The organism is Marinobacter salarius (assembly GCF_032922745.1).
GTDB lineage: Bacteria > Pseudomonadota > Gammaproteobacteria > Pseudomonadales > Oleiphilaceae > Marinobacter.
In genome coordinates, this window is the sequence record NZ_CP136693.1 from 2423956 (window position 1) to 2448245 (window position 24290).

Consider the following 24290-nt stretch of genomic DNA (forward strand, 5'->3'; position numbering starts at 1 on the left):
TGTCATCCGATGTGCCCTCGGGGGCCAAGCAGTGCCTGCAACGCCAACGCTGGCTGATCGCCGGTCATGACGCTGGCGGGCTGGACACCTGCCGTTCGAAAGCACTCCTCAAGGGCCTCTGTATGCTGGCGAACCTTGTCCGCATAGGCCCTCTGGAAGCGGGGGTTGCTGCTATCGAACCACACCGGTCCGTCTTCGCCAGCAATGGCGAAACGACCGCTTTCAGGCAGCTTCAGTTCCAGCGGGTCTACAACTCTCAGTGCGCTGACAGTGTTGTGACGTGCCAGTGAACCGAGTAGCCGCGACGTTTCAGCGGTAATGGTCAGGAAGTCACTGATGACGAAAATGCGGCTACCGGTATGGGCCACACGGCGCGCTTCCCCTAGGGCGGTATCCAGGGTGGCGTTTTCCACGCCGTCGGCTGCAGTAACATTCGCGTCGCGCGTGCTTCTTTGCTGTCTTGCCACGGTGTCGAGGAACTGCAGTACCGATTTCTTGCGCCGCGCCGGGCGTTGTACGGTAAGTTCGTTGCCGTTGAAAACGATTCCTCCCACCTGGTCGCCAGACCAGAGGGCAAGCCAAGCCAGGATGCCGGCAATTTGAGCACCGCGGACCTGTTTGTAAGCACCGGTGCTGGCGAAAAACAGTGAAGGCCCGAGGTCGCAAAGCAGGAGCACGGGGCGCTCGCGCTCTTCCTCGTAGAGCTTCGTGTGCGGCGACTGCCGTCGGGCGGTCACCCGCCAGTCGATGCTGCGGATATCGTCCCCGGGTTGATACTGGCGCACCTCAGCAAAGGCCATGCCCCGTCCGCGCCGGGGAGAGCGTTGCAAGCCGGCCTGCCGGGATCTTACCGGGCGCGCAGCAGGCAACTTCAATGCGCGGGCATCTGCCTGCAGGCGAATGAGACCGGAAAGGGGAATATGGGTCGCTGGCTCTTCGGGCGTCATGGTCACGGTGTCAGGCTGTTACCGGAACGCGGTCTATCAGGCGCTGGATAATGGCATCTGCAGTCAGGCCTTCGGCTTCGGCTTCGAACGTCAGCAATATACGATGGCGAAGGACGTTGAAGGCAATGTTACGGACATCGTCCGGGCTGACGTAGTCCCGTCCTTCCAGCCAGGCCATGGCCCTGGCGCAGCGATCCAGCGCGATGGTGCCTCGTGGGCTGGCTCCGAAGGCAGTCCAGCGGGCCAGTTCAGGGTCGAGTGACGCCGGGTCACGGGTGGCCAGCACCAGAGCCAGCAGGTATTGCTCGACGGGCTCTGACATATAGATGTCGGAAACCGCATGCCGGGCCTCGAAAACCTGGTCGGCCGTCAGGCGGACTTCAGCGGCCACCTGTCCACGGCGGTAATCGTTGCGCGCAAGGTGAAGAATCTCTCTTTCGGCCACGGCGGATGGATAATCAATCACTACATGCATCAGGAATCGGTCGAGCTGGGCTTCAGGCAGGGGGTAGGTGCCTTCCTGTTCGATAGGGTTCTGGGTGGCCATTACCATGAACAGGCGATCCAGCGGGAAGGTGCGCATGCCGACACTGACCTGGCGTTCGCCCATGGCTTCGAGTAACGCTGACTGTACCTTGGCCGGCGCCCGGTTAATTTCATCGGCCAGCACCAGGTTATGGAAGATCGGGCCATGCTGAAACTCGAACTGTCCCGTTTCGGCACGATAGATCTCACTGCCGGTCACGTCGGATGGCAGCAGGTCCGGGGTGAACTGGATACGGTGAAAGTCGCCTTCGAGGTGATCGGCGAGGGCCTTGATGGCGGTGGTTTTGGCCAGGCCGGGAGCGCCCTCTACCAGCAGGTGGCCATCGGCCAACAGGGCAATCAGCAAACGGTCCACCAGTTTTTCCTGGCCAATAATCCTTTTTGCTAACTGAGACCTGAGCTCTCCAAACGTATGCTGTAATGCCATGGGGGGTGTCCACTCCTACTGCAGAGACGGTTCGCGTAAGTAGATGCCGCAGTTTTCGCATCTGTGGGGCAAAAATCAAGGCTTTGACTATGCTTATGTGACGGTACACCGATTACGTTTATTTCACACTCACAGAGGTCGACTATGAATGCGCTGACGATCGCCAGCAAGGAACAGTTTTTCCAACAGCTGGACGAAGCTTTCGCTGAAAAAATAGCGAAAACCGAAGCGAAAAAGATCAGTGAATTCGCGAAGCAGCATTATGCTCACATTCCTCTTGAAGAACTTATAAGTCGACGATTTTCCGATACCTATGGGGCTATCCTCGCGGCCTGGCAGTTTCTTCAGAAACGGTCCGCCGAGGAAACCCCTGTGTCCGTGTTCAATCCGGACCTCGAAAGTGATGGCTGGCAGTCAACTCATACTGTCATTTTTATTCTTCATCCGAACATGCCGTTTCTAATCGATTCCCTGCGAATTGCCATTAACCAGCGGGAAATCGGTACCCACTCGATTCAGCACTCCATACTTCAGGTGGAGCGGGACACTCAGGGCAAACTGAAAAAACTGCATCCTCCGAAAAAGAAGTCCGCCAATGCCAGCTACGAGGCGTTCATTGTGCTGGAGATTGACCGGCATAGCAGCCCGGAAGACCTGAGATCGCTTGAAGAGGTTCTGCAAACCATTCTTCATGAAGTCCGCATAGCGGTCAGTGACTTTCCGATTGTGACTGAAAAAGTCAATGAAATCAGTCGGGAGCTGGATAATACCACGGCCGGTATTGACGAGGAGGAAAAGGAAGAGGCGAAGGCGTTCCTGGCGTGGCTGGTCAAGGACCACTTCACCTTCCTCGGCTACGACGAATACGATTTCGCCAAGGACAAGAACGGGTTGGTGGTCCGCCGTGTGGAGAATTCCGAACTGGGTATCCTGCGGGTGAATAACGAGCGCCCGGATCGCGTTCGGCTCAATGAACTGCCACAGCGAACCCGGCACGAAATGACCCGCACCGATGATATCTTCATTTTCGCGAAGTCGGCCCAGCGTTCGCGGGTTCACCGTCCGGCCTATCCGGACTACATCGCCGTCAAGAAGTTCAACAGTAAGGGCGAAGTGGTCGGCGAGCGCCGTTTTCTGGGTTTGTATACCTCACGGGTCTACAACGAACGCCCGGATGAGATTCCCCTGCTGCGCCGCAAGTTCCAGACGGTCATGCGGCGTTCGGGGTTCCTGCGCGATGACTATGCGGGTAAGGAGCTGGATCAGATCCTCACGGTGTACCCCCGGGACGAACTGTTCCAGATAGAGCCGGGAGAACTGCTGTCCATCGCCAAGAGCATTCTCTACATCCAGGAACGTCGTCGTATCGAACTGTTCATGCGGGAAGACGTGTATGGCCAGTTCGTGACCTGCCTGGCGTTCTTCCCCAGGGATATTTACAACACGGAGTTGCGCCTTAAAGTCGAGCAGGAGTTGCTGGAGACCTTGGGCGCCGAAGACATCGAATTCGTGACGCATTTTTCCGAGTCGGTTCTGGCGCGGGTGCAGTTCACGATACGGGTGCCCCAGGTGGAAAACCGGCAGCTTCCGATTTCCGAGATTCGCGACAAGGTGATCGGGTTGGCCCAGTCCTGGCGTGATGGCCTTCTGGAAGCGCTGACCGAGGCCTATGGCGAAGAGCAGGGTAACGAGATGTTCCGCGTGTACTCCGGCGGTTTCCCTGCCAGTTACAAAGACATGTTCTCGCCCCGGCGTGCTGCCATTGATCTCGAGCATATATCCGGCGCGGCGGGGGAAAAGCATCTCACCATGAGCTTCTATCGGGCTCTGGAAGAGGATGAAAGCACACTCCACTTCAAACTTTTCTATCCGGATGAGCCGTTGCCACTGTCCGATGTCATGCCGATTTTCGACAATCTCGGGTTCCGGGTGATCGGCGAGCATCCCTTTGAAGTCAGTGACCGGAAAGGGCAGACGGTATGGATACATGACTTCACGCTGCAGGCCCACAGTGGGAAAGTGGTGGATATTCACCGAATCCGTCCCATTTTCGAGGATCTGTTCCGTCGCGTGTGGTACGGCGATGCCGAGAATGACGCTTTCAACCGGCTGCTGCTGTCCTCCTACATGAGCTGGCGGGAGATTGCCCTGCTGCGGACCTACGCCCGCTACATGCGTCAGATCCGTTTTTCCAACAGCCAGACCTTTATCTCCAACACTCTGGTTAACCATGTGGACCTGACGCGGTTGTTGCTGGAATTCTTTGAGGTGCGCTTCAATCCGGAGCGTTATCAGAGCGAGGGCAAAAGTGCGGCCGCGCAACAGAAGCTTGAGATCGAGTTCAACGCCGGGCTTGATGAGGTAGAGAACCTGAGTGAAGATCGGGTCCTACGTCTGTTCCTGGAGCTGATGCAGGCTACCCTGCGTACGAATTATTACCAGCCTGACGGTGAAGGTCATACAAAGCCGTATATCAGTGTGAAATTCGACCCCTCCTGCATTCCGGATATGCCGCTGCCCATGCCCATGTTCGAGATTTTCGTCTACTCACCGCGGGTTGAGGGTGTGCATCTGCGTGGTGGCAAGGTGGCTCGAGGTGGTTTGCGCTGGTCCGATCGTTTCGAGGACTACCGCACCGAGATTCTCGGGCTGGTCAAAGCCCAGCAGGTCAAGAACGCGGTAATCGTACCAGTCGGTGCCAAGGGTGGTTTCGTGGCCAAGCGCCTTCCGGACATGTCGGATCGCGAGGCCTTCCAGGCGGAGGGCATCGAAGCCTATAAGACCTTCATCCGTGGCCTGCTGGACATTACCGACAACCTGGTGGACGCAGGTATTCAGCCTCCAGCCTCAGTGATCCGTCACGATGAGGATGACCATTACCTGGTCGTGGCTGCGGACAAGGGGACTGCAACCTTCTCGGACATCGCCAATGGTCTGGCGGCGGAGTACGGCTTCTGGATGGGGGATGCCTTTGCCTCCGGTGGCAGCAACGGCTATGACCACAAGAAAATGGGCATAACCGCTCGTGGTGCCTGGGTGTCCGTGGAGCGCCATTTCCGCGAGCTGGGCATCAACCCGGCGCTGGATGAGTTCACCGCCATCGGTATCGGTGATATGGCGGGAGACGTATTCGGTAACGGCCTGCTTTCCTCGGAAAAGACAAAGTTGGTCGCCGCCTTCAACCATGTGCACATTTTTATCGACCCGGCGCCGGACGCGGCCAAAAGCTACAAAGAGCGTAAGCGTTTGTTTGAGTTACCACGCTCATCCTGGACTGATTACGACACCAGCCTGATTTCCAAAGGCGGTGGCATCTTCAATCGCAGCGCCAAGTCCATTCCCGTCAGCCCGGAAATGAAAAAATTGCTGGGTATCAAATCCGACCGGGTGCCGCCCAACATGTTGATTACCCACATCCTGAAGGCCCAGGCCGACCTGCTTTGGGTGGGTGGCATTGGGACCTACGTCAAGGGTCACGGCGAGTCCCACGGGGATGTTGGGGACAAGGCCAACGATGCGGTTCGTATTAACGGTTCAGAGCTTCGCTGCAAGATTGTGGGCGAGGGTGGGAACCTGGGCCTGACGCAGTTCGGGCGTATCGAGTTTGCGTTACGCGGCGGCCGGCTCAATACAGACTTCATCGACAACTCCGGTGGTGTGGATTGCTCCGACCACGAAGTGAACATGAAAATCCTCCTGAACCAGGCGGTTGCGATGGGGGATCTGACTGATAAGCAGCGCAACATCATGCTGGAGGAAATGACGGATGATGTGGCCGCCCTGGTGCTCAAGAACAATTATCGGCAGACCCAGGCCATCAGTATTGCCAGTGTGGGGGCCATTACCCGGCTCGAAGAATACCGCCGGCTGATGAACACCATGGAGAGCGAGGGTAAGCTGAATCGCAGCCTGGAGTTCCTGCCCGACGACGAAACCCTGTCCGAGCGCAAGCTGGACAAGAAAGGGTTAACCCGTCCCGAACTGTCCGTGCTGATTTCCTACGTCAAGGGTGACCTGAAGCAAACCCTGATCGACAGCAGCCTGCCGGATGAGCCCTTGTTGGCAGGGGAGATGTACAAGGTGTTTCCTCAGGACCTGACCCGCAAGTTCTCCAAAGAGTTGGGTGAGCACCAATTGCGCCGTGAGATCATTGCGACGCAGATTGCCAACGACATGGTCAACCACATGGGGATCACCTTTGTGGAACGGTTGAAGCAGTCAACCGGCGCCGATGCGGCGTCGATTGCGCTGGCCTGGATCATCGCTCGTGATGTCTTCCGGCTGGACACCTGGTGGGACAAAGTGGAGTACCTGGATTTCTTTATCCCGGCCAAGATTCAGATGGATCTGATGGGCGACCTGATGCGATTGATTCGCCGCGCTGTTCGCTGGCTGCTGCGCAACCGCCGGGCAGACCTGGATATTCAGAGCCACATGGAGCGTTTCGCCGACAGCGTCTGGAAGATCACGGCCGACCTGCCGGATTACCTCGGTGAACAAGCCTGTGCTGATTGGAAAAAACGCCATGACGAACTGGTCGAGTCTGGCTTGCCTGCAGATCTGGCCTCTGTAGCGTCTGGGACCAGCTATCTTTATTCCTCACTCGGTATCATTGAGGCCCGCGAGGCAACAGGAATGCCTTTGAAAACCGTTGCCAACCTCTACTATGATCTCGGCGACAAACTGGATCTGAACTGGTTTGCCAAAGCCATTGCAGCTCTGGTGCCTGCATCTCACTGGCAGGCCCTGGCGAGGGAGAGTTTCCGCGAGGACCTGGATTGGCAACAGAGGGCTCTGACCACCGGTGTGCTCAAGCTGGCTACGAAGCCTGGAGATGTCAGCAGCGCTGTAGACAACTGGATGGCGCGGCACAGCACCATGATCAGCCGTTGGAAATCCATGCTGACGGAACTCAAAGGGGTACGTGAACCGGAGTATGCGATGTTTTCTGTGGCGTTGCGGGAGCTACTGGACCTGGCTCAGACCACCATGCACGAACATCACGATAGCCACCTGACTCAGACCAGTTGATGATTGATTTATGTTGCGGATTGCCGTTCAATTCCGGGCAATGTTGATCATTAGGAGGAGGTTTGATGGGGCAGCTTGATCATTTGCTGGACAAAAACAAGGCTTGGGCTGATGGCATCAAGAGCCAGGACCCTCAGTTTTTTAACCGCCTGTCCAACCAGCAGGCGCCGGAGTACCTCTGGATTGGCTGCGCGGACAGTCGGGTTCCGGCCAACCAGATCGTTGACCTGATGCCCGGTGAGCTGTTTGTGCACCGAAACGTGGCCAATGTGGTGGTGCATACAGACTTCAACTGCCTGTCTGTACTTCAGTTCGCCATTGACGTGCTCAAGGTCAAGCACATTCTCGTCGTCGGTCATTATGGCTGCGGGGGGGTTAAGGCGGCCCTGAACAACGAGGGCTTTGGCGTGATTTCGAACTGGCTTCGGCACGTCCAGGACGTTCGCGACAAACACCAGGGCATCCTCGATGGCCTGGCGACCGATCAGGACCGTGTGGACCGCCTGTGCGAATTGAACGTGGTGGAGCAGGTTGGCCATGTCTGTCAAAACAACATTGTGCAGGAGGCCTGGCGTCGCGGGCAGGCGTTGACCGTGCACGGATTCGTTTACGACGTGGCCGACGGCATCCTTCGGGATATGGGGCTGTCCATCAGCTCCGAGGCCGATCACGAGGCAGTCAAACAAAACAGTATTGATGAACTGGTGTTGAGGCCGGTCCGTGCGGGTCGCCATAAAAATTGACGCAAAAAATGTCAAATTGTGTCAATTATTCGTGACAGGCGTCACTTTCTGACCCGGTACGTCATCACAGTTAACCTCCTGAAGGATTGTTACACTGAATTCGTAACATATCAGGAGGTTAACCATGCGAGAGATCGTTCAAAAAGCGCTCAGTGCCATGAGTCAGCGTAAAACGACGCAGTCCACCCAGGCTCGTCGCCGCACCAGTGAAACGACGCCGCAGCCCGAATTGGCGGAAGATTGGGGCATGTCGCCAGAAGACGCTTTGCGAGCCAACACGGTTGCCCGCTACAAGTAGGAGGCCGGAGCTGTAATCTGCCGGTTTCTGACCGCCCGGGCCAAGACTCAGGGCTCAATTCCGGTTAGAGTATCCCGCCTGATACGAACGCCGGGATACGCTGATCAATGTCTGCATTGCCTAATTCCCACGAAGTCCTGCTCAAGAACCAGAATCTGTTGCGTGGTCGCCTGGCCATTATTGGCGTGGTTGATCCTGCGTTGCTTCCCCTGTTGCCGGGTCGGGGACTGACGATTTCCGAACATTTTGGCAATTACCAACAACTGCTGGCCGTCAGTGACTGGACGGCGGCCTTTGGTTATGACGCTCCGGAGTTGTCACCGGGCATGGCCGATACCCTGGTGGTGTTCCTCCCCAAGGCCCGAGCTGAGTTGTCGGTGAGGCTTGAGTTGGCACTTTGGCTGGCGGCTGAAGGTGCTCGACTGGTCCTGGTGGGCGAAAAGAAAGAAGGTATTGCGGGCGCTGTGAAACAGCTGAAGGAGCTTTCACCTCAAGCATCGAAGGCAGACAGTGCCCGTCACTGCCAGGTCTGGCAAGCCGATAGCCTGCCCAGGCGTCCAGCGTTTGACCTTCAACGTTGGCTTCAGTGGCATCCGGTTGAGTGCGAGGGAGTTGGCTTCAGGGTGGCCGGCTTGCCGGGTATATTCAGTGACGGTGAGCTGGATGATGGTACCGCCATGCTGTTGCAAACCCTCGCTGACTCACCGCTGGAAAAAGGACCCGTGCTGGATTTTGCCTGCGGCGCAGGTGTTATCGGCACCTGGTTGCAGTTGCACCAACGAGCCACGGAGCAGGGCGGTTTTCCGGTCGACGGCGTAGACGTGCAGTTCCAGGCCGTTGCCTGTGCTCGTGCGACCTATCGGGAGGCGGGCGTGGATGGCTTGATTCACGCCTCCGACGGGTTGTCCGGCGTCGACGGCCGCTACGCCGCAGTTGTCACTAATCCGCCATTCCATACCGGTATCCGTACCGATACATCCATGACTGAGCGGTTCCTGCAGGGTGTGGCAAAGCACCTGGAACCCGGCGGTGAGTTGCGCCTGGTGGCGAACACGTTTCTTCCCTATGAAGCACTGATCCGTCGTCATGTCGGGCCGGTCAAGGCGATCGCTGGCGACCGACGCTTCACGGTGTGGAGCGCCCGCCGTCACTGAATTGTCGTCTGGCTGTCATACGGTCGTCATTGCCATCGGACAAGGTATGAATAATCCTTGAGCAGGCCGGTGGGGGAAACCGATGCATCAGTACCGGAGCGTTTTCATTTCCGATGTTCACCTGGGGTCCGCCGATTGTCAGGCGGACTATCTTCTGGATTTTCTCGACAACGTCAGCTGCGAGACCCTGTACTTGGTCGGGGATATCATTGATCTAATCGCCATGCAACGGCGGGTGCACTTCCCGGAAAGCCATCAGGCGGTTGTGAGGCGGTTTATGGCTATTGCCGCTGCCGGCACGCGGGTGGTTTATGTGCCTGGCAATCACGATGAATTTCTGCGGCACTTCTGCGGCCAGACGTTGGCAGGTATCGAGTTGAAGCAAAAAGCCATTCATACGACGGCGGACGGTCGCCGATTCGTGGTCTGCCATGGCGACCAGTTTGATCAGGTGGTGCGCTGCAGCCCCTTGATGCTGCTGGTAGGCGATCGGGCTCATGGCCTTCTGCTGCGCCTGAACCGCTGGTTCAATGCCTGGCGGCGCTTACGCCGCAAGCCATACTGGTCCCTGGCGGCCTGGGTCAAAAGCCGTATCGGCAAGGCGCGGTCATTCATTCGACGCTTCGAACTGGCTGCTCTGACGGCGGCAGAACGCGGACACTATGATGGTTTTATCTGTGGTCACATCCACTCAGCAGGCTTTCTGCGCAGCCAGGAAGGACTCTACTGTAACGACGGTGACTGGGTAGAGCACTGCACGGCGCTGGTGGAGCGGCACGATGGTAAGCTGGATATCCTGCACTGGTCCGAACAGCCGGGCATCCTTGCTTCGGAGCCAGCACAGCCCGCCCCTGAATTCAGCGGCGGCCAGCGCCCCGTCATCGACGTGCTTTCGCCAGCGTTTATCGAAAGCATCAATGCGGCGCCAAAATAGCGGTTTTTTCCGGGAATAAAAAAGCCCCTGGGGTGAGGGGCAAGAAGGTTTGCTACCACAACAAACGGCGCAACCTGAAATCGTTCTGTCAGAGTAGGGTTAATTTCTAGAGTAATCAGCCTAGAATGTCCGCAGTTTTCTGAACGACGATGCGGATGCCTAAAATGACAAGTGAGGTTCTAACATTCAGTGGTGGGCGCTTGCCCCTGAAGCGCCCCGGTGGAGGCCACACCCTTCGGGCCTGGGATGCCGCTGACGAGCAGTTGCTGGAGCAGGTTCTGGAGCGTTGCACGCCGCAGAGCCACCCACGGGTGTTGATCATTGACGACCAGTTTGGGGCTTTGACCCTCGGTCTGGCGCCTTTCTCCCCTGTTTCCTTTGCAGATAGCTGTCTCCTCTCTGAGTCCCTGGTTATTAATGCTCCGGCCGATCTGTCTATTTCGGCACCAAAGAGCTGGCTGGAGCCGCCGGAAGGGCCCTTCGATCTTGTCGTTATGAGGATTCCCCGGCAACTGGACTACCTGGTGTGCCTGTTGCGGTGGGTCAACAGCGTTCTGGCACCCGAAGGCAAGCTGGTTGCCGGTGGCATGATCAAGCATCTGCCGTCACACAGTGCTGATGTGTTCGGGGAACTGGTCAACACCCGGGAAGTCTGTCCCGCGCGCAAAAAAGCGAGGGTGGTGGTTGCCGCCCGGGGTGAGGATACGTTGCGGGACTGGCCGGATTTCTGGCGGGGATACAGGTTGTCGTCCCGGTACGAGCTATCGGGTATGCCAGCGGTGTTCGCCAGAGGAAAGCTGGATATCGGTTCGCGGCTGTTGCTACCGGTCATTGAGCGGAAGATTGCGGATCTCCCCCCTGAAGCACGGGTAATGGATCTGGCTTGCGGAAACGGTGTGCTCGGGCTCACGGCCCTGGACCGTAATCCGGCGCTTGAAATTGCGTTCGCGGACGTTTCCAGTCAGGCGGTTGCCAGCGCACGTCACAATGTCCTGACGGCTTTCCCGGACGCTGTCGCGAGCTTTTACCACAGTGACGGTATTCCGGAGGCGGCTGACCGTTATGATCTGGTGCTGTTAAATCCGCCATTTCACGAAGGCGGTGTGGTCGGTGACCATATCGCGCTTCGACTCTTCAGTCAGGTGGCCCGGCACCTGTCTCCTGGCGGATGCATGTTGTTGGTGGGGAATCGGCACCTGGGTTACCACCGCAGTCTCCGTCACTACTTTGGCCAGGTGCGACAACTTGATGCGGACCCGAAGTTTGTGGTGTTCGAGGCCTCTGTTCAGGAGGGTGGCCGGTCGTAACCCATGCGTGCCAGGGTATCGACAATGGTCTGGGTCTGACTGTCGATCTCGATGTTAACCCGGTCGCCGACAGTCATATCGGCAAAGGTGGTGGCCCGCAGGGTCTCGGGAATCAGGTGAACGTTGAAACGATTATCAGTGACGTCGCCAATGGTCAGGCTGGCTCCGTTGATGGCGATGTAACCTTTGGGAAAGATATAGCGAGCCCATGCCTGCGGCACCTCGAATTCAATCGTGCAGTTGTTCTCGGGGCGGTCGATCGCGACGATATCGGCCGTGGTGTGCACATGGCCGGAGAGAAGGTGCCCGCCGATTTCGTCGCCTATCCGGGCCGCACGTTCGAAATTGATGCGATCCCCTGGCTTCAGCTTTCCCAGGGTGGTCAAGCGCAGCGTTTCCTGCATGGCATCGAAATAGAGGTTTTGACCTTCCTGTCGGGTCACCGTCAGGCAAGTCCCGTCGATGGATACTGACGCACCTATGGTCACGTTGTGAGCCTGATCCTCCGGAAAACGAATGCTAAAGCTGCTCAGACCGGGCACGGCAGAAATCTCGTCAACGATGGCAATACCCTGAACAATGCCTGTAAACATGTCTCAACCTCGACTACTGGTGTCTGTAGCCGTATAGGGCCACACTTGATGGGGGCAAGGATAGCGATCCTGCGGGCCGGTGCCAAGCCATCATGACCGTCTCAGGCATGTCGCCGTGACTCAAGGATCCCGGTCGTTGGCCGATAAACGGTAGGGATAGGATTCGGACGGCGGCAACTGTCCCGGTAATTTATGACGGACTATCAACCATGGCAGAGAACGAAAGTGTACGTCAGAGAACCAGTGATACCGCGCGCGGGGGAGAGCCCTTGCTGCGTAGAGGGCGGCCCGCGGACCCGCACCCGAAAGCGGGTGATGGAGCGCGGTCGGACGACGCTGCCACTGGCGCCGAAATTCCTGCCAACCGACCGGAGCGGGGTGCAACGGCTCCCGCAGGTCGGCTTGAGACTGACGACACTCCAGCGAGCAATGAGGCTGCCGAGGAATCGTCGACGGGTGAGAACCCTCAGAACATCGAAAAAACCCTGGCGGAGTCGCGTCAACGTAAGCTCCGTCTGATGCTACGCCAGTGCGACCGTGTGTTGTTGCTGGATTTCGACTTGTTGGCTCTGCCTGACTGGCCCGACAATTACACCGTTGCAACGGCCCGGCGCAATCGTGACATCTGGCTGTTTGGCGCGTTGCTGGCAGCGGTGGTTTTTCTCAGCGGCCTGACCGGCTTTGTCCCCGCGTGGATTGCTGGTGGTGGCTTCGGTGCCTTTGTGATTATCCTGCTATTGGGGGTGCCGGGTATTCGCCGTCTTTACACGTTACGGTCCTCCTATCTGGACCTCGTCATCCGCCGTAAGAGGCTGCTTCGGGATGCGCGCAAGCATGTCGAACACCTGGAAGGGAAAGAGGGGCTGGTGTGGCAGTGTGCGCGGATGGCCGAATTCAACTCGACGCTCAAAGCAACCCGTTTCAGTGAATTGCTGGCGTTGTCGGAGCGGCGGGTATTGGCTCGAAATCTGACTCGGCGGGAACATATCCGCCTCTATCTGATCTATCTTCTGGAGGCTGAGAAAGCTTATACCAGGGCGCAGCAGGCTTTCTTCGAGGGCCACCAGCAGGCCATTGACCAGGGTTGGTCTTCGGTAGCGGCGGAGCCGGAGGGCAGAACTTGACATAACTTCCGGTCAAACGTATGTTTAAAACAGACGTTTGCTTAGAGGCACTGATAATAAAATGGCTCAGTCTGATACGGTTGACCGAATTCTTGATGCAGCGGAAGAGCTCTTCGCCGAGCGAGGGTTCTCCGAAACTTCCCTTCGCATGATCACCAGTAAGGCTAAGGTAAATCTCGCCGCTGTCAATTACCACTTTGGTTCTAAAAACGCCCTGATCCATGCGGTTTTTGCCCGCTTCCTGACGCCATTCTCCGCCACGCTGGAGGATGCGTTCGACGATCTGGAGGCGAAATGCGACGGCGAACCGCCAACGTTGAACCAGACGCTATGGGCGCTCACTGAAAGCGCAGTACGCATGCCGCAGCGCAATGAAAAAGGTATTTCCATATTCATGCGTTTGCTTGGCCTCGCCTATACGCAGTCCCAGGGCCATCTTCGGAAATTTCTTGAGCAGGAATATAGTCAGCCGTTCAGTCGCTTTATGCGCCTGCTTAAGGAAGCGACGCCGCAATTGTCCGCGGTAGACCGCTACTGGCGCATTCAGTTCATGCTTGGTGCCACAGCGTTTACCATGTCCAGCAGTGATGCCCTGCGGGATATTCTGCAGAACAAGCTGGGTGTGGAAACCACGGTCCAGGAAATTGCAGCACGACTTGTGCCCTTCCTGGCGGCAGGTATGCAGGCTGATGACGCCATGCTGGCACCGCCTGCCCATAAAACCTCGGTTGCCTGAGTCGCTCGCTCTCGGTTAGGCTTCCGGTTGGTTTGTTCGCCGGGAGCCTGACACTGCATGCCAAGTAATCCTGTTTTCTCGCCTGTTCCCGGAATCGAGATCAGTCTCAGCGCGCAAACGCTGACATTGTTTCCGGGGGACTCGTCAACGCCTCTATCCTATCCCGTTTCGACAGCCCTGAAAGGTCCCGGTGAAGGCCAGAGCACTGGATGTACACCCAGAGGGAGGCATTACGTGCGCGCGATGGTGGGTGGTGGTCTTCCATTGAATTCGGTATTCATTGCCCGCCGCCCTACCGGAGAGGTCTATTCCGAAAGACTGGCGCGTCAGTTTCCCGAGCGTGACTGGATTCTGTCCAGGATCATCTGGTTATGTGGGCTTGAGTCCGGGAAAAATCGTGGCGCTGGGGTCGATAGTTTCCGTCGGTTCATATACATTCACGGCACACCGGATACCGAACCCATGGGTGTTCCGCGCTCCCATGGTTGTATACGCATGAGGAATACCGACGTTGCTGAGCTGTACGACCGTGTCTGGCCGGGCATACCCGTCACGATACGATAGGGCCGGCGGTTGTTAACAAACCGAGGGAAACGATGATCGAAGAAGCACCTTCCATACTCAATACCTGGATTCAGGACTGGAATCTGCTGTCAGAGAGTTGGCGAGTGGGTATCGTGGTTTTCGCCCTGGTGGCCGTCACGGCCGTGGTTGCCTACATTGCGAGTTTCATCGTGGGCGCTGTCGAACGTCGTTTCCGGAAGACCGACAACCTCTGGGATGACGCCTTGCTTCACGCCGCGAGGAAGCCGGTGGTGGCGTTTGTCTGGCTGCAGGGCGTGTATTGGGCGGCGGAGGTCGCTCACCTTTACTCGGAAGCCGAAATCTTCTCGGTCAATAAAACCATCTTGCAGATCGGCTTTGTTGTTCTGCTGGTGTGGACGCTGCTTCGGCTGATCAAGCAGGGGGAGCAAATTCTCGCCTCACCCCTGAAAATGAAAAAGCCAATGGATTACACCACGGTCAATGCGGTGAGCAAACTGTCCCGGGCCGTTGTTATCATCACTGCTGTATTGATTGCTATGCAATCCCTTGGCTACAGTTTATCCGGGGTGCTGGCCTTCGGCGGTGTTGGTGGAATCGCTGTGGGTTTTGCCGCCAAGGATTTGCTGGCCAACTTTTTTGGCGGGTTCATCATCCATCTGGACCGGCCATTCAAGGTCGGCGACTGGGTTCGCTCCCCCGATCGGAATATCGAGGGTGTGGTGGAGCACATCGGCTGGCGGCTGACCACGCTGCGTACCTTTGACAAGCGCCCGCTCTACGTACCGAATGCCGCCTTTACGACCATTGCAGTAGAAAACCCTTCGCGCATGCACAACCGCCGTATCTCTGAAACCATTGGTATACGCTACGTGGATGTCAGTGGCATGGCTGAGGTTGTGGCGGACATCCGGTCCATGCTGGCGAACCACGAGGACATCGATCAGGACCAGACCCTGATCGTGAACTTCCTGGCCTTTAACGACTCGTCGCTGGATATCATGGTTTACACCTTTACCAAAACCATCGAATGGGTGAGGTTTCATGAGGTCAAGCAGGACGTACTGCTGAGGATCAGCGAGATCATCGAAAGCCATGGTGCCGAGGTTGCCTTCCCCACCCGTACGCTTCACCTGCCTGACGGTGTGCGTGTCGCGGCGAACGGCAAGCAAGCAAAAGACCGCGGCGATTCGGATTCCTCAAATGAGGCCGTTGATGAAGACGTTGAGCAGGGGCGTGCGCCGGTCTCGGGGAGCGAACACTCCTCGGAAACACGTGGCGATAGCAACCAGGCGGACGGGGACTGATCATGGATGTGAATGGCCGAATCGCCCCTGTCGGGATCATCGGGGGAACCGGGCTCACGACGTTGTCGGGACTGAAGATCACGGGTGAGCGGGTTGTTGATACACCCTGGGGTGAGCCGTCGTCGGTTTTGGTGGACGGGCTCCTTGGGGATCAGCCGGTGGTGTTCCTGTCACGCCACGGAAATCCCCACCGTATTCCTCCGCATCAGGTGAACTATCGCGCCAATCTCCATGCACTCCATAAGGCGGGAGTGCGTACGGTGGTCGGTGTTAACGCCGTTGGCGGGATCCATGCCGATATGGGGCCTGCCCATATCGTGATTCCCGATCAGATCATTGACTACACCTGGGGCAGGGCGAGTACGTTCTTTGAGGGCGAGTTGGAGGAAACCACGCACATTGACTTCACCTTCCCATATTCGGAGTTGGCCCGGGCGCTGTTGATTGATGCAGCTCGTACAGTGGGTTGTCCGTTCTCGGACTTCGGTGTTTACGGTGCAACACAGGGGCCCAGACTGGAGACCGCAGCGGAAGTGCGTCGCCTTGAGCGGGACGGCTGTGACCTTGTCGGTATGACGGGAATGCCAGAAGCGGCTCTGGCGGCGGAACTGAAGATGAATTACGTTTGTCTGGCGCTGGTGGTCAACCGCGCGGCAGGGAAGTCGGATCACATCATAACGATGACTGAGATCGAGGTCGCTATCGACCAGGGCATGTCCGGCGTCAAGCGGATCCTCGAAATCGCCATTGGCGGGCTGGGCGGCGCCCTTACTCCTCAATCTTCTTGAAGAACACCAGCACGCCAATGGTGGGGGAGTCGAGGAAATGGACTTCCTCGCTCCGCATGCGGCGTGTTTCCCGTATCCAGGTGATTAACTCCGCCTTTGGCTGGCTGGCGCTGGAAACCGGCGCCTGATCCGTTCCCGCAACGTCGCCTCCCGTTGCCATTGAGGCCAACGAGTCCGCAGCCTTGTCATTTCCGGGGTCTGACTGGCCCTCGACTGGAGCTTCTTGCTCTGTGCCGTCGTCCATCGGCTGATTGCTACCGCTTGCAGTGTCTTCTGCGTCTGAACCCTGGCTCAGCGTGGTCTGTTGCAATGACAGGGGCTGCCAGTGGTTAAGGTGGGCATCCACGTGGAGATAGCGTTGTCGATCGATGGTGATATGGCCCTCTACTTCGCGGTGCCCGGCATCGGCCAACCAGTCGCCAATAGCGACCCTCAGGGGTTCTCCGTCAAAGTCGGGGGGGAAAGACTGGTACCACCCTGCTGCCAGGAGTATCCGGAAGCGACCACTGTTTTCCAGCCGGTTGGCGGCTGTTTGCAGGTGGAGCTCATTCCGGGGAACCAACTGCCGGGTGGTTTCCACGGTGCCGTTGCGGTCCACGGCCCGAAGTATTTCGTTGATGTCCGGCTTGGGTGGCTCAGGGTTCCGGCTGGCCATTTTCTCGTTGACATTAGCCGGGTCGACAATCCTTTCCAGGATCACGAACTCAGCGCGGTAGTAGTCCTCACGGGGCGGCTGGGTCTGTGACGCAGCGTTATCACGACCTTGTTCTTCGGATGTTGCGCCTGCGGCTGGCCCGGATGATTCTTGGGCCGACACCCAGGGTGACAGGGCCAGTAGGGCCACCAGAAATAGGGCGGGTGTTCCGTACAACGGTTTACCAAGCGTAGGCAAGGGCAATGCTCCAATGTTCCTGTTGATCATCAGGGGGCGCTGAACCGGGTGTGTCAGGAGGCCAGCTGCCCCAGCATGTCGGAAATGCCGTCGAGTTTACCACTGGTTGAGGCATCCTTCAGCCGGAAACGGAAACTGTTGGCGCCTTCCAGCCGATACTGGTCTGGAGAGGATTGCACTTTTTTAACCAGAACCAGCGGGTCCACCGGCGTAGAACTGCCGAATTCCAGCCTGGCCCATTCCTTTCCAGCGTCCACCTTCACGATTCCCAGGGCTTCTGCGTGGATTCGGAGCTCGGACTGCCGAATCAGATTCTTTGCCGGTTCCGGTAATAGTCCGAAGCGGTCGATCATTTCAACCTGAAGTTCTTTTAATCCGTCCTTGTCGTTCACGCTGGCGATGCGCTTGTAGAGCATGAGCCGATTGTGGACATCGGGTAGGTAGTCCTCGGGTATCAGCGCCGGTATGCGAAGGTTCATTTCCGTGCCGTGGCTTAGCGGCAGCTCTGCGTTGGGGGTTCTGCCGTCACGTATTGCCTCCACGGCTTCGTCCAGTAGCTGCATGTAGAGCGTAAAACCAATGCTTTCAATCTGGCCGCTTTGCTCTTCCCCCAGCAGCTCTCCAGCGCCGCGAATCTCGAGATCGTGGGTGGCCAGCATGAAGCCTGCACCCAGGTCCTGTGCCTCCGAGATGGCTTCAAGGCGCTTTTTCGCGTCGGCGGTGATGGACCGGGGTGGTGGTGTCAGCAGATAGGCATAGGCCTGATGGTGAGAGCGCCCGACGCGGCCGCGGAGCTGGTGCAGTTGTGCCAGCCCGAACTTGTCCGCGCGTTCGATGATAATGGTGTTGGCGCTGGGAATGTCGATGCCGGTTTCAATAATCGTGGTGCACACCAGCACGTTGAAGCGCTTGTGATAGAAGTCCGACATGATCTGTTCCAGCTCGCGCTCGCGCATCTGGCCATGGGCAACTCCCACACGTGCTTCCGGGATCAGTTGGCGCAGGTCCTCGGCGGTTTTCTCGATGGTGGCCACATCGTTGTGCAGGAAGTACACCTGGCCGCCACGCAGTACCTCCCGCAGGATGGCTTCCTTGACCATCGCCTCGTCCCGCTGCCGCACAAAGGTTTTTACCGACAGGCGTCGCGCGGGAGGTGTGGCGATGATCGACAGATCCCGTAGGTGCCCCATGGCCATGTTCAGGGTGCGGGGGATCGGCGTGGCTGTCAGGTTCAGCATGTCCACCTCGGCACGCAGGGCTTTCAAGCGTTCCTTCTGTTGGACACCGAACCGGTGTTCTTCATCGATGATCACCAGTCCCAGGTTCTTGAACTTGATGTCACCCTGGAGCAGCTTGTGGGTGCCGATAACAATATCGGCTTTGCCGGCTTCGATGGCGGCCATCGCCTTGGTGGTTTGCCCGCCGCTACGGAAACGGCTGAGCAGCTCGACATGAACGGCGGTATCCGAGAAGCGGTCGCGAAAGGACTCGTAATGTTGCTGAGCAAGCAGGGTGGTCGGCACCAGCACAGCGACCTGCTTGCCGGAGTATGTCGCCATGAAGGCCGCGCGCATGGCGACTTCTGTCTTGCCGAAGCCAACATCGCCACAGACCAGGCGGTCCATGGGTTTTTCACTGACCATGTCCTCGAACACAGCCTCAATGGCCGCCTGCTGGTCCGGGGTTTCCTCAAAGGGGAAACCGGCGGCGAAGGCGCGGTAGGCTTCCTTGGGGTCTTCAAAGGCAAAGCCCTTGCGGGCCTCCCGGCGCGCGTAGACATCCAGTAGTTCCGCTGCAGTATCGCGGATTTTCTCCAGAGCCTTTTGTTTGGCGTTGCTCCAGCGATCCGTGCCCAGCTTGTGCAAAGGCGCGTGATCAGTATCCGAACCGGTATAGCGGGAAATCAGATGCAGGCTGGAAACCGGTACATAGAGTTTCGAGCCGCCGGCGTATTCCAGCATCAGGAATTCGCTGGCTTCGCCTTCAACCGTAATGGTTTCCAGGCCCTGATAGCGGCCAACGCCATGGTCTATATGAACCACCGGCGCGCCAATGCGTAGCTCGGACAGGTCCCGGTAGCCGGCATCGTCCGCCTCGGTTGGTTTCTCCCGGCGCCGCCGCTGCAGCACCCGTTCACCGAAGAGGGCTGTTTCCGTGATCAGAGCGAGGTGATGGTCAGGCAATAGCAACCCATATTCCATGGGTGCGACGGTAATGCCGAGGGTGGCGGACGGGTCGCTGACAAAGGCCTGCCAGTTTTCCAGAGTCGCCAGTTTGAGGCCATGGTCGGCCAGGTTCTCAATCAGCGCCTCACGTCGGCCAGAGGACTCCGCACAGATCAGGACCCGACCGTGGAGCTCATTGATAAAGCGCTTGAGGCGCCCGGCCGGGTCCGCGGCACGGCCATCCATCGCGACATCCGGCATAATGTCGGTCTGGCAATTGCTGCCGCCGGTGGACTCAGTGGCTTCCGTGGTCATTGTTACCCGGGGAAATCCCTTGAGCAGGCCGAACAGCTCGTCCTTCTGGAGGAAGAGTTCTGCTGGCGGCAGGATAGGGCGCATCCGATCGTGGCGACGATCCTCGTAGCGGGCGCGGGTGTCGGCGTCGAAGGCGCCGGCCGCGTCGTTGAGCCCCGACGCCGTGAATACCAGGGTTTCGCCAGGCAGGTAGTCAAACAGCGTTGCTGTCTGTTCGAAGAACAGGGGTAGATAGTACTCGATCCCCGGCGGTGTAATGCTGTGGGTGACGTCCTGGTAGATCGGGGCGTCTTTATCGGCATGGGGAAACTGCTCAAACCACCGGTTACGGAACCCTGATCGGGCTTCTTTGTGCCAGGGAAATTCGTTGGCGGGCAACAGCTCAATGCGTTCAATTCGGTCGATCGAGCGCTGGGTTTCCGGATCAAAGGTTCGCAGTGTTTCAATTTCGTCATCGAACAGGTCGATGCGGTAGGGGCGGGTGGCGCCCATGGGGAAGATGTCCAGGATAGCCCCGCGCACCGCGTACTCGCCGTGTTCATAGACATTATCGGCGTGCCGGTATCCGGCCGATTCCAGCTGCATGCGCCAGTTGTCGATATCCAGTGACTGGCCAACCTCAAGAAGCAGGGTGTTGCCCTGCAGGTAACTGACCGGCGGCAACCGGTGCATCAAGGTGCGGGCCGGCACCACCAGGACACCGTGGTTTGTCGTTGGCAACCGATGCAGGGCCCGGATTCGACGGGAGGTAATGTCCTGGTGTGGCGAAAACAGGTCGTAGGGCAGGGTTTCCCAATCCGGCAGTGACAGCAGCTCGAGGCCGTCCGGTGTAATGGCCGGTTGATCTTCATCGGTGGGCAGGCCCAGGTAGAATCGCATGGACTGCTCGAGGCGGATGGATTCCTCGGTGCTGCGGGTTATTACCAGTGTCAGGCCCTGGTGGGCCCTGGCGCTCTCGCAGATGGCCAGGGCGTCACTGCTGCCATGCAGTTGCCCCCAGATGCGATGATCCGCAGCCTTGACAGGTGCGACCGGCGCGACCAGTGCGGAATGTCTGTCGGGGTGGGCGGCGGCGTGCGTCATGGGCTGGTTCTTTCTCCTGAATACAGTGTGGGGCCTGGGAGCGGTGAGGCGCGTATTCTACCGGCCCGATGTCTCGCTGTCATGACAGCCGGTCGACAGTTACGAAAGGATTAACGGAGTGTATTTGCTGTCTGAGAAATAACGTTGGATAATACTGCCCCAATTTTCAGGTTCCAACTGCAGAGGTTCAAGCGTGAGTCACGAACAGATCAATCAGCACCTGTCTAACTGGACGGAAAGAGAATCCACTGCGGAAGCCATGATTCCGCTGATCGGCCGTCTCTACCGTAAAAACAATGTGGTCACGTCTGTGTATGGCCGGTCCATTATCAACCAGTCGGTCATCGACATCATTCGCGCGCACCGCTTTGTGCGTCAGGTTGAAGACAGCGAGCTGTCTGTTCACAACACCCTGCCGATCCTGCAGGCAATGGACAAGATGGAGCTGGGGCGCGGGCACGTCGATATCGGCAAGCTCGCGGTGAAATTCAAGGAAGAAGGCGGATCTCTTGATGATTTTCTCAAGCGTGAGATTGGCCCGATTATCGGCCAATATCAGACCCAGTCTCAGGAAGATGCCGAAAACGACACCAAAGACGTGGTGCTGTACGGTTTCGGGCGGATCGGGCGGCTGCTGGCCCGGATCATGATCGAGAAGGCCGGTGGCGGTAACAACCTGCGCCTGCGTGCCATCGTGGTTCGTCAGGGTGGGGCAAACAATGACCTCGAAAAGCGCGCCAGCCTGCTGCGCCGCGATTCGGTTCACGGCCCCTTCAACGGTACGATCACTGTGGACGAAGAAAACTCTGCGCTGATCGCCAATGGCAACTTTATCAAGGTGATCTACTCGCCGGGCCCTGATCAGGTGGATTACACCCAATACGGCATTAACAATGCGATTATTATTGACAACACAGGTATCTGGCGCGACGAGGCCGGGCTTGGTCTGCACCTGAAATCCAAGGGGGTCAGCCGGGTTCTGCTGACAGCGCCGGGTAAAGGTGACATCAAGAATATTGTGCACGGGATTAACAACGACTGGATCACCAGTGAAGACCGGATTCTGTCTGCTGCATCCTGTACCACCAACGCCATCACACCGGTGCTCAAGGCCATTTACGATGAGTACGGTGTCGAGGACGGTCACGTCGAGACGGTTCACTCCTACACCAACGACCAGAACCTGATCGACAACTACCACAAGGGTAGTCGTCGTGGTCGCAGTGCCCCGCTAAACATGGTTATTACCGAAACCGGTGCCGCGAAGGCCGTCTCCAAGGCGCTTCCGGAATTGAAGGGCAAGCTTTCCGGTAACGCCATTCGCGTTCCCACTCCGAACGTGTCCATGGCAATCCTGAATCTCAACCTGGAAAAAGACGTAACGGTGGAAGGTGTTAACGAATACCTTCGCGATATGGCGCTGCACTCCGAGTTGCAGAAGCAGATCGACTTCGTCAACTCGCCGGAAGTGGTTTCCACCGATTTCGTCGGTTCCCGCCATGCCGGCATTGTGGATGCGCAGGCCACCATCGCCAATGGCAAGCGCCTGATCCTCTACGTTTGGTATGACAATGAGGCTGGTTACAGCGCCCAGGTGATTCGCGTGGTTAATCAGATGGCGGGTGTTACCTATCCGATCTTCCCGAAGCGGGTTAGAGGCTGACGGGCCCAGAAGTGCTCAGAGGCAGTTAAGAAACCCCGGTCGTTTTCGCGACCGGGGTTTCTTTTTGGGCCCATGTAAACCACTCTCTGATTACGTTAAGGCACAAACTCCGTAGGGTTTCTGGTGGAAATAGTATTCCTTAATCTCTATAATTGGCGCGATTTTGGGTACGTCTGACACCCGCTTCCCATCGCTTTTCCTTAACCGGATGCCTGGCTGTGATTAACGCCGGTGGATCCGTTGCCCTGGCGCCATCATTCGGTTCAGGCCGGATTGGCACAACTGGGCGGCACGCGTCGGGCGTTACAAATCCATCGAATAGTTTCTGATGATTGGATGAGGCTAATGATCAAGATCAAAAAAGGCCTGGATCTTCCCATCAGCGGCGCTCCTGAGCAGACCATTACAGACGGCAAACCCGTTCGCCATGTGGCGTTGATCGGTTTTGACTACGTAGGCATGAAGCCAACGATGGCTGTGAAAGAAGGTGACCGTGTAAAGCGCGGCACGCTGCTGTTTACGGACAAGAAGACCGAGGGCGTTCGTTATACTTCACCGGCAGCCGGTGTGGTCAAGGAAATTAACCGCGGCGAGCGCCGTGTGTTTCAGTCGGTTGTCGTTGAAGTCGACGGCGACGAAGCTGAGACCTTTGCGCGTTACGATGCGTCTGATGTTGCTGGTCTGGAGCGTCAGCAAGTCGTCGATAACCTGGTCGAGTCCGGGTTGTGGACAACCTTCAAGACCCGTCCCTACAGTAAGGTGCCTGCCATTGATACGGCGCCGCATTCCATCTTCGTGTCCGTCATGGACACTAACCCGCTGGCAGCGGATCCCACGGTGATCATTCGTGAAAACGGTGCGGCCTTCGAGCAGGGGCTTAAGATTCTCTCCAAGCTGACCACCGGTAAGGTGTTTGTGGCCGGTAAGCCGGGCTCTGATGTACCGGTTCCGTCTGACGACAGCGTGGAAGTGCAGCAATTTGAGGGTGTTCATCCGGCGGGTAACGTAGGTACTCATATCCATTACCTCGATCCCATTGCCGGGGACAAAGTGGTATGGAGTATCGGCTACCAGGACGTCATTGATATCGCAAAGCTGTTTGAGACCGGCGAGCTGTCGGTGAACCGTATTGTTGCGGTCGGTGGTCCGAAGGCCCTCAAGCCGCGCCTGATTCGTACCCGTGTCGGCGCCAATCTTGATGAACTTCTCGATGGTGAAATTGCCACGGACTGCGAGGTTCGCAAAATTTCCGGCTCTGTGTTCGGTGGTCGTCGTGGTGACGGGCCTTGTAACTACCTCGGTCGCTTCGCCAACCAGATCTCGGTTCTGGAAGAGGGCAACAAACGAGAGTTTATGGGCTGGCTGTCACCGGGAGCCAACAAGTTCTCGGTTATGAACATCTATCTGTCCAAACTGGTCGGCGGAAAGCGGTTCGACATGACGACCACGACCAACGGCAGTGAGCGGGCGATGGTCCCAGTGGGTGTGTACGAAAAGGTCATGCCGCTGGACATTCTGCCGACCCAGTTGTTGCGGTCTTTGATCGTGGGCGACACTGAAATGGCACAAAAACTGGGTGCGTTGGAGCTGGATGAAGAAGATCTGGCGCTGTGTACCTTCGTGTGCCCGGGTAAATACGAGTACGGTCCGATTCTCCGTGAGAACCTGACCAGAATCGAGATCGAGGGCTAAAA

The 24290-nt window shown here is 57.6% G+C and carries 18 protein-coding genes; 13 read left to right on the forward strand and 5 right to left on the reverse strand.

The features are described from left to right. Positions 1–2 precede the first annotated feature (2 nt). Complete coding sequence (locus tag R1T46_RS11230) at positions 3–947, reverse strand: DUF58 domain-containing protein (RefSeq protein ID WP_317308302.1); 945 nt, start codon at positions 945–947, stop codon at positions 3–5. 10 nt (positions 948–957) lie between these two features. Further along, positions 958–1920, reverse strand: coding sequence for a MoxR family ATPase (locus R1T46_RS11235; RefSeq protein ID WP_317305387.1), 963 nt, complete (start codon positions 1918–1920; stop codon positions 958–960). Between the two features lie 144 nt (positions 1921–2064). Between R1T46_RS11235 and R1T46_RS11240 the strand changes: the two genes are divergently transcribed. The 6 genes from R1T46_RS11240 to R1T46_RS11265 all read left to right on the forward strand — a co-directional run bounded on the left by R1T46_RS11240 (position 2065) and on the right by R1T46_RS11265 (position 11387). Next, positions 2065–6951, forward strand: a complete 4887-nt coding sequence (locus tag R1T46_RS11240; RefSeq protein WP_317305388.1) for an NAD-glutamate dehydrogenase — start codon at positions 2065–2067, stop codon at positions 6949–6951. A 65-nt stretch (positions 6952–7016) separates the two neighbouring features. After that, a complete protein-coding gene (gene can / locus R1T46_RS11245; RefSeq protein WP_292047636.1) occupies positions 7017–7694 on the forward strand; it encodes a carbonate dehydratase in 678 nt (225 codons plus the stop codon). A 124-nt stretch (positions 7695–7818) separates the two neighbouring features. Further along, positions 7819–7992, forward strand: coding sequence for a hypothetical protein (locus R1T46_RS11250; protein WP_317305391.1), 174 nt, complete (start codon positions 7819–7821; stop codon positions 7990–7992). A gap of 107 nt (positions 7993–8099) precedes the next feature. Beyond that, positions 8100–9146, forward strand: coding sequence for a class I SAM-dependent methyltransferase (locus tag R1T46_RS11255; RefSeq protein ID WP_317305393.1), 1047 nt, complete (start codon positions 8100–8102; stop codon positions 9144–9146). An 82-nt stretch (positions 9147–9228) separates the two neighbouring features. Then, positions 9229–10080, forward strand: coding sequence for a UDP-2,3-diacylglucosamine diphosphatase (locus R1T46_RS11260; RefSeq protein WP_317305395.1), 852 nt, complete (start codon positions 9229–9231; stop codon positions 10078–10080). A 164-nt stretch (positions 10081–10244) separates the two neighbouring features. Next, positions 10245–11387 carry a class I SAM-dependent methyltransferase gene (locus R1T46_RS11265; protein ID WP_317305398.1) on the forward strand — a complete coding sequence of 381 codons (1143 nt, stop codon included), beginning with the start codon at positions 10245–10247 and terminating at the stop codon, positions 11385–11387. On the opposite strand, the gene R1T46_RS11270 is transcribed toward R1T46_RS11265, so the two are convergent. Further along, entirely contained in the window at positions 11366–11980 is a 615-nt protein-coding gene (locus tag R1T46_RS11270; RefSeq protein WP_317305400.1) for a riboflavin synthase subunit alpha, read from the reverse strand. The genes R1T46_RS11265 and R1T46_RS11270 overlap by 22 nt on opposite strands. Positions 11981–12189: 209 nt before the next feature. Between R1T46_RS11270 and R1T46_RS11275 the strand changes: the two genes are divergently transcribed. From R1T46_RS11275 to R1T46_RS11295, 5 genes are all read left to right on the forward strand, one after another. Beyond that, complete coding sequence (locus tag R1T46_RS11275; protein WP_317305401.1) at positions 12190–13104, forward strand: hypothetical protein; 915 nt, start codon at positions 12190–12192, stop codon at positions 13102–13104. Positions 13105–13165: 61 nt separating this feature from the next. Next, positions 13166–13840 carry a TetR/AcrR family transcriptional regulator gene (locus R1T46_RS11280; protein WP_317305402.1) on the forward strand — a complete coding sequence of 225 codons (675 nt, stop codon included), beginning with the start codon at positions 13166–13168 and terminating at the stop codon, positions 13838–13840. A 57-nt stretch (positions 13841–13897) separates the two neighbouring features. Continuing rightward, positions 13898–14404 (forward strand): L,D-transpeptidase, encoded by a 507-nt coding sequence (locus R1T46_RS11285; RefSeq protein ID WP_292047644.1) that lies wholly within the window; start codon positions 13898–13900, stop codon positions 14402–14404. A gap of 32 nt (positions 14405–14436) precedes the next feature. Beyond that, a complete protein-coding gene (locus R1T46_RS11290; protein ID WP_317305403.1) occupies positions 14437–15690 on the forward strand; it encodes a mechanosensitive ion channel family protein in 1254 nt (417 codons plus the stop codon). A 2-nt stretch (positions 15691–15692) separates the two neighbouring features. Further along, positions 15693–16478 carry an S-methyl-5'-thioinosine phosphorylase gene (locus R1T46_RS11295; RefSeq protein WP_317305405.1) on the forward strand — a complete coding sequence of 262 codons (786 nt, stop codon included), beginning with the start codon at positions 15693–15695 and terminating at the stop codon, positions 16476–16478. Here the strand turns inward: R1T46_RS11295 and R1T46_RS11300 are convergent. Beyond that, positions 16459–17370 carry a CsiV family protein gene (locus tag R1T46_RS11300; protein WP_317305407.1) on the reverse strand — a complete coding sequence of 304 codons (912 nt, stop codon included), beginning with the start codon at positions 17368–17370 and terminating at the stop codon, positions 16459–16461. The two genes, R1T46_RS11295 and R1T46_RS11300, sit on opposite strands and share 20 nt — an antisense overlap. A gap of 53 nt (positions 17371–17423) precedes the next feature. Further along, positions 17424–20933 (reverse strand): transcription-repair coupling factor, encoded by a 3510-nt coding sequence (gene mfd, locus R1T46_RS11305; protein ID WP_317305408.1) that lies wholly within the window; start codon positions 20931–20933, stop codon positions 17424–17426. A 259-nt stretch (positions 20934–21192) separates the two neighbouring features. On the opposite strand from mfd, the gene R1T46_RS11310 reads away from it, so the two are divergent. Continuing rightward, entirely contained in the window at positions 21193–22596 is a 1404-nt protein-coding gene (locus tag R1T46_RS11310; RefSeq protein WP_407070131.1) for a glyceraldehyde-3-phosphate dehydrogenase, read from the forward strand. Between the two features lie 345 nt (positions 22597–22941). After that, complete coding sequence (locus tag R1T46_RS11315; RefSeq protein ID WP_317305410.1) at positions 22942–24288, forward strand: Na(+)-translocating NADH-quinone reductase subunit A; 1347 nt, start codon at positions 22942–22944, stop codon at positions 24286–24288. The last annotated feature ends 2 nt before the right edge of the window (positions 24289–24290 follow it).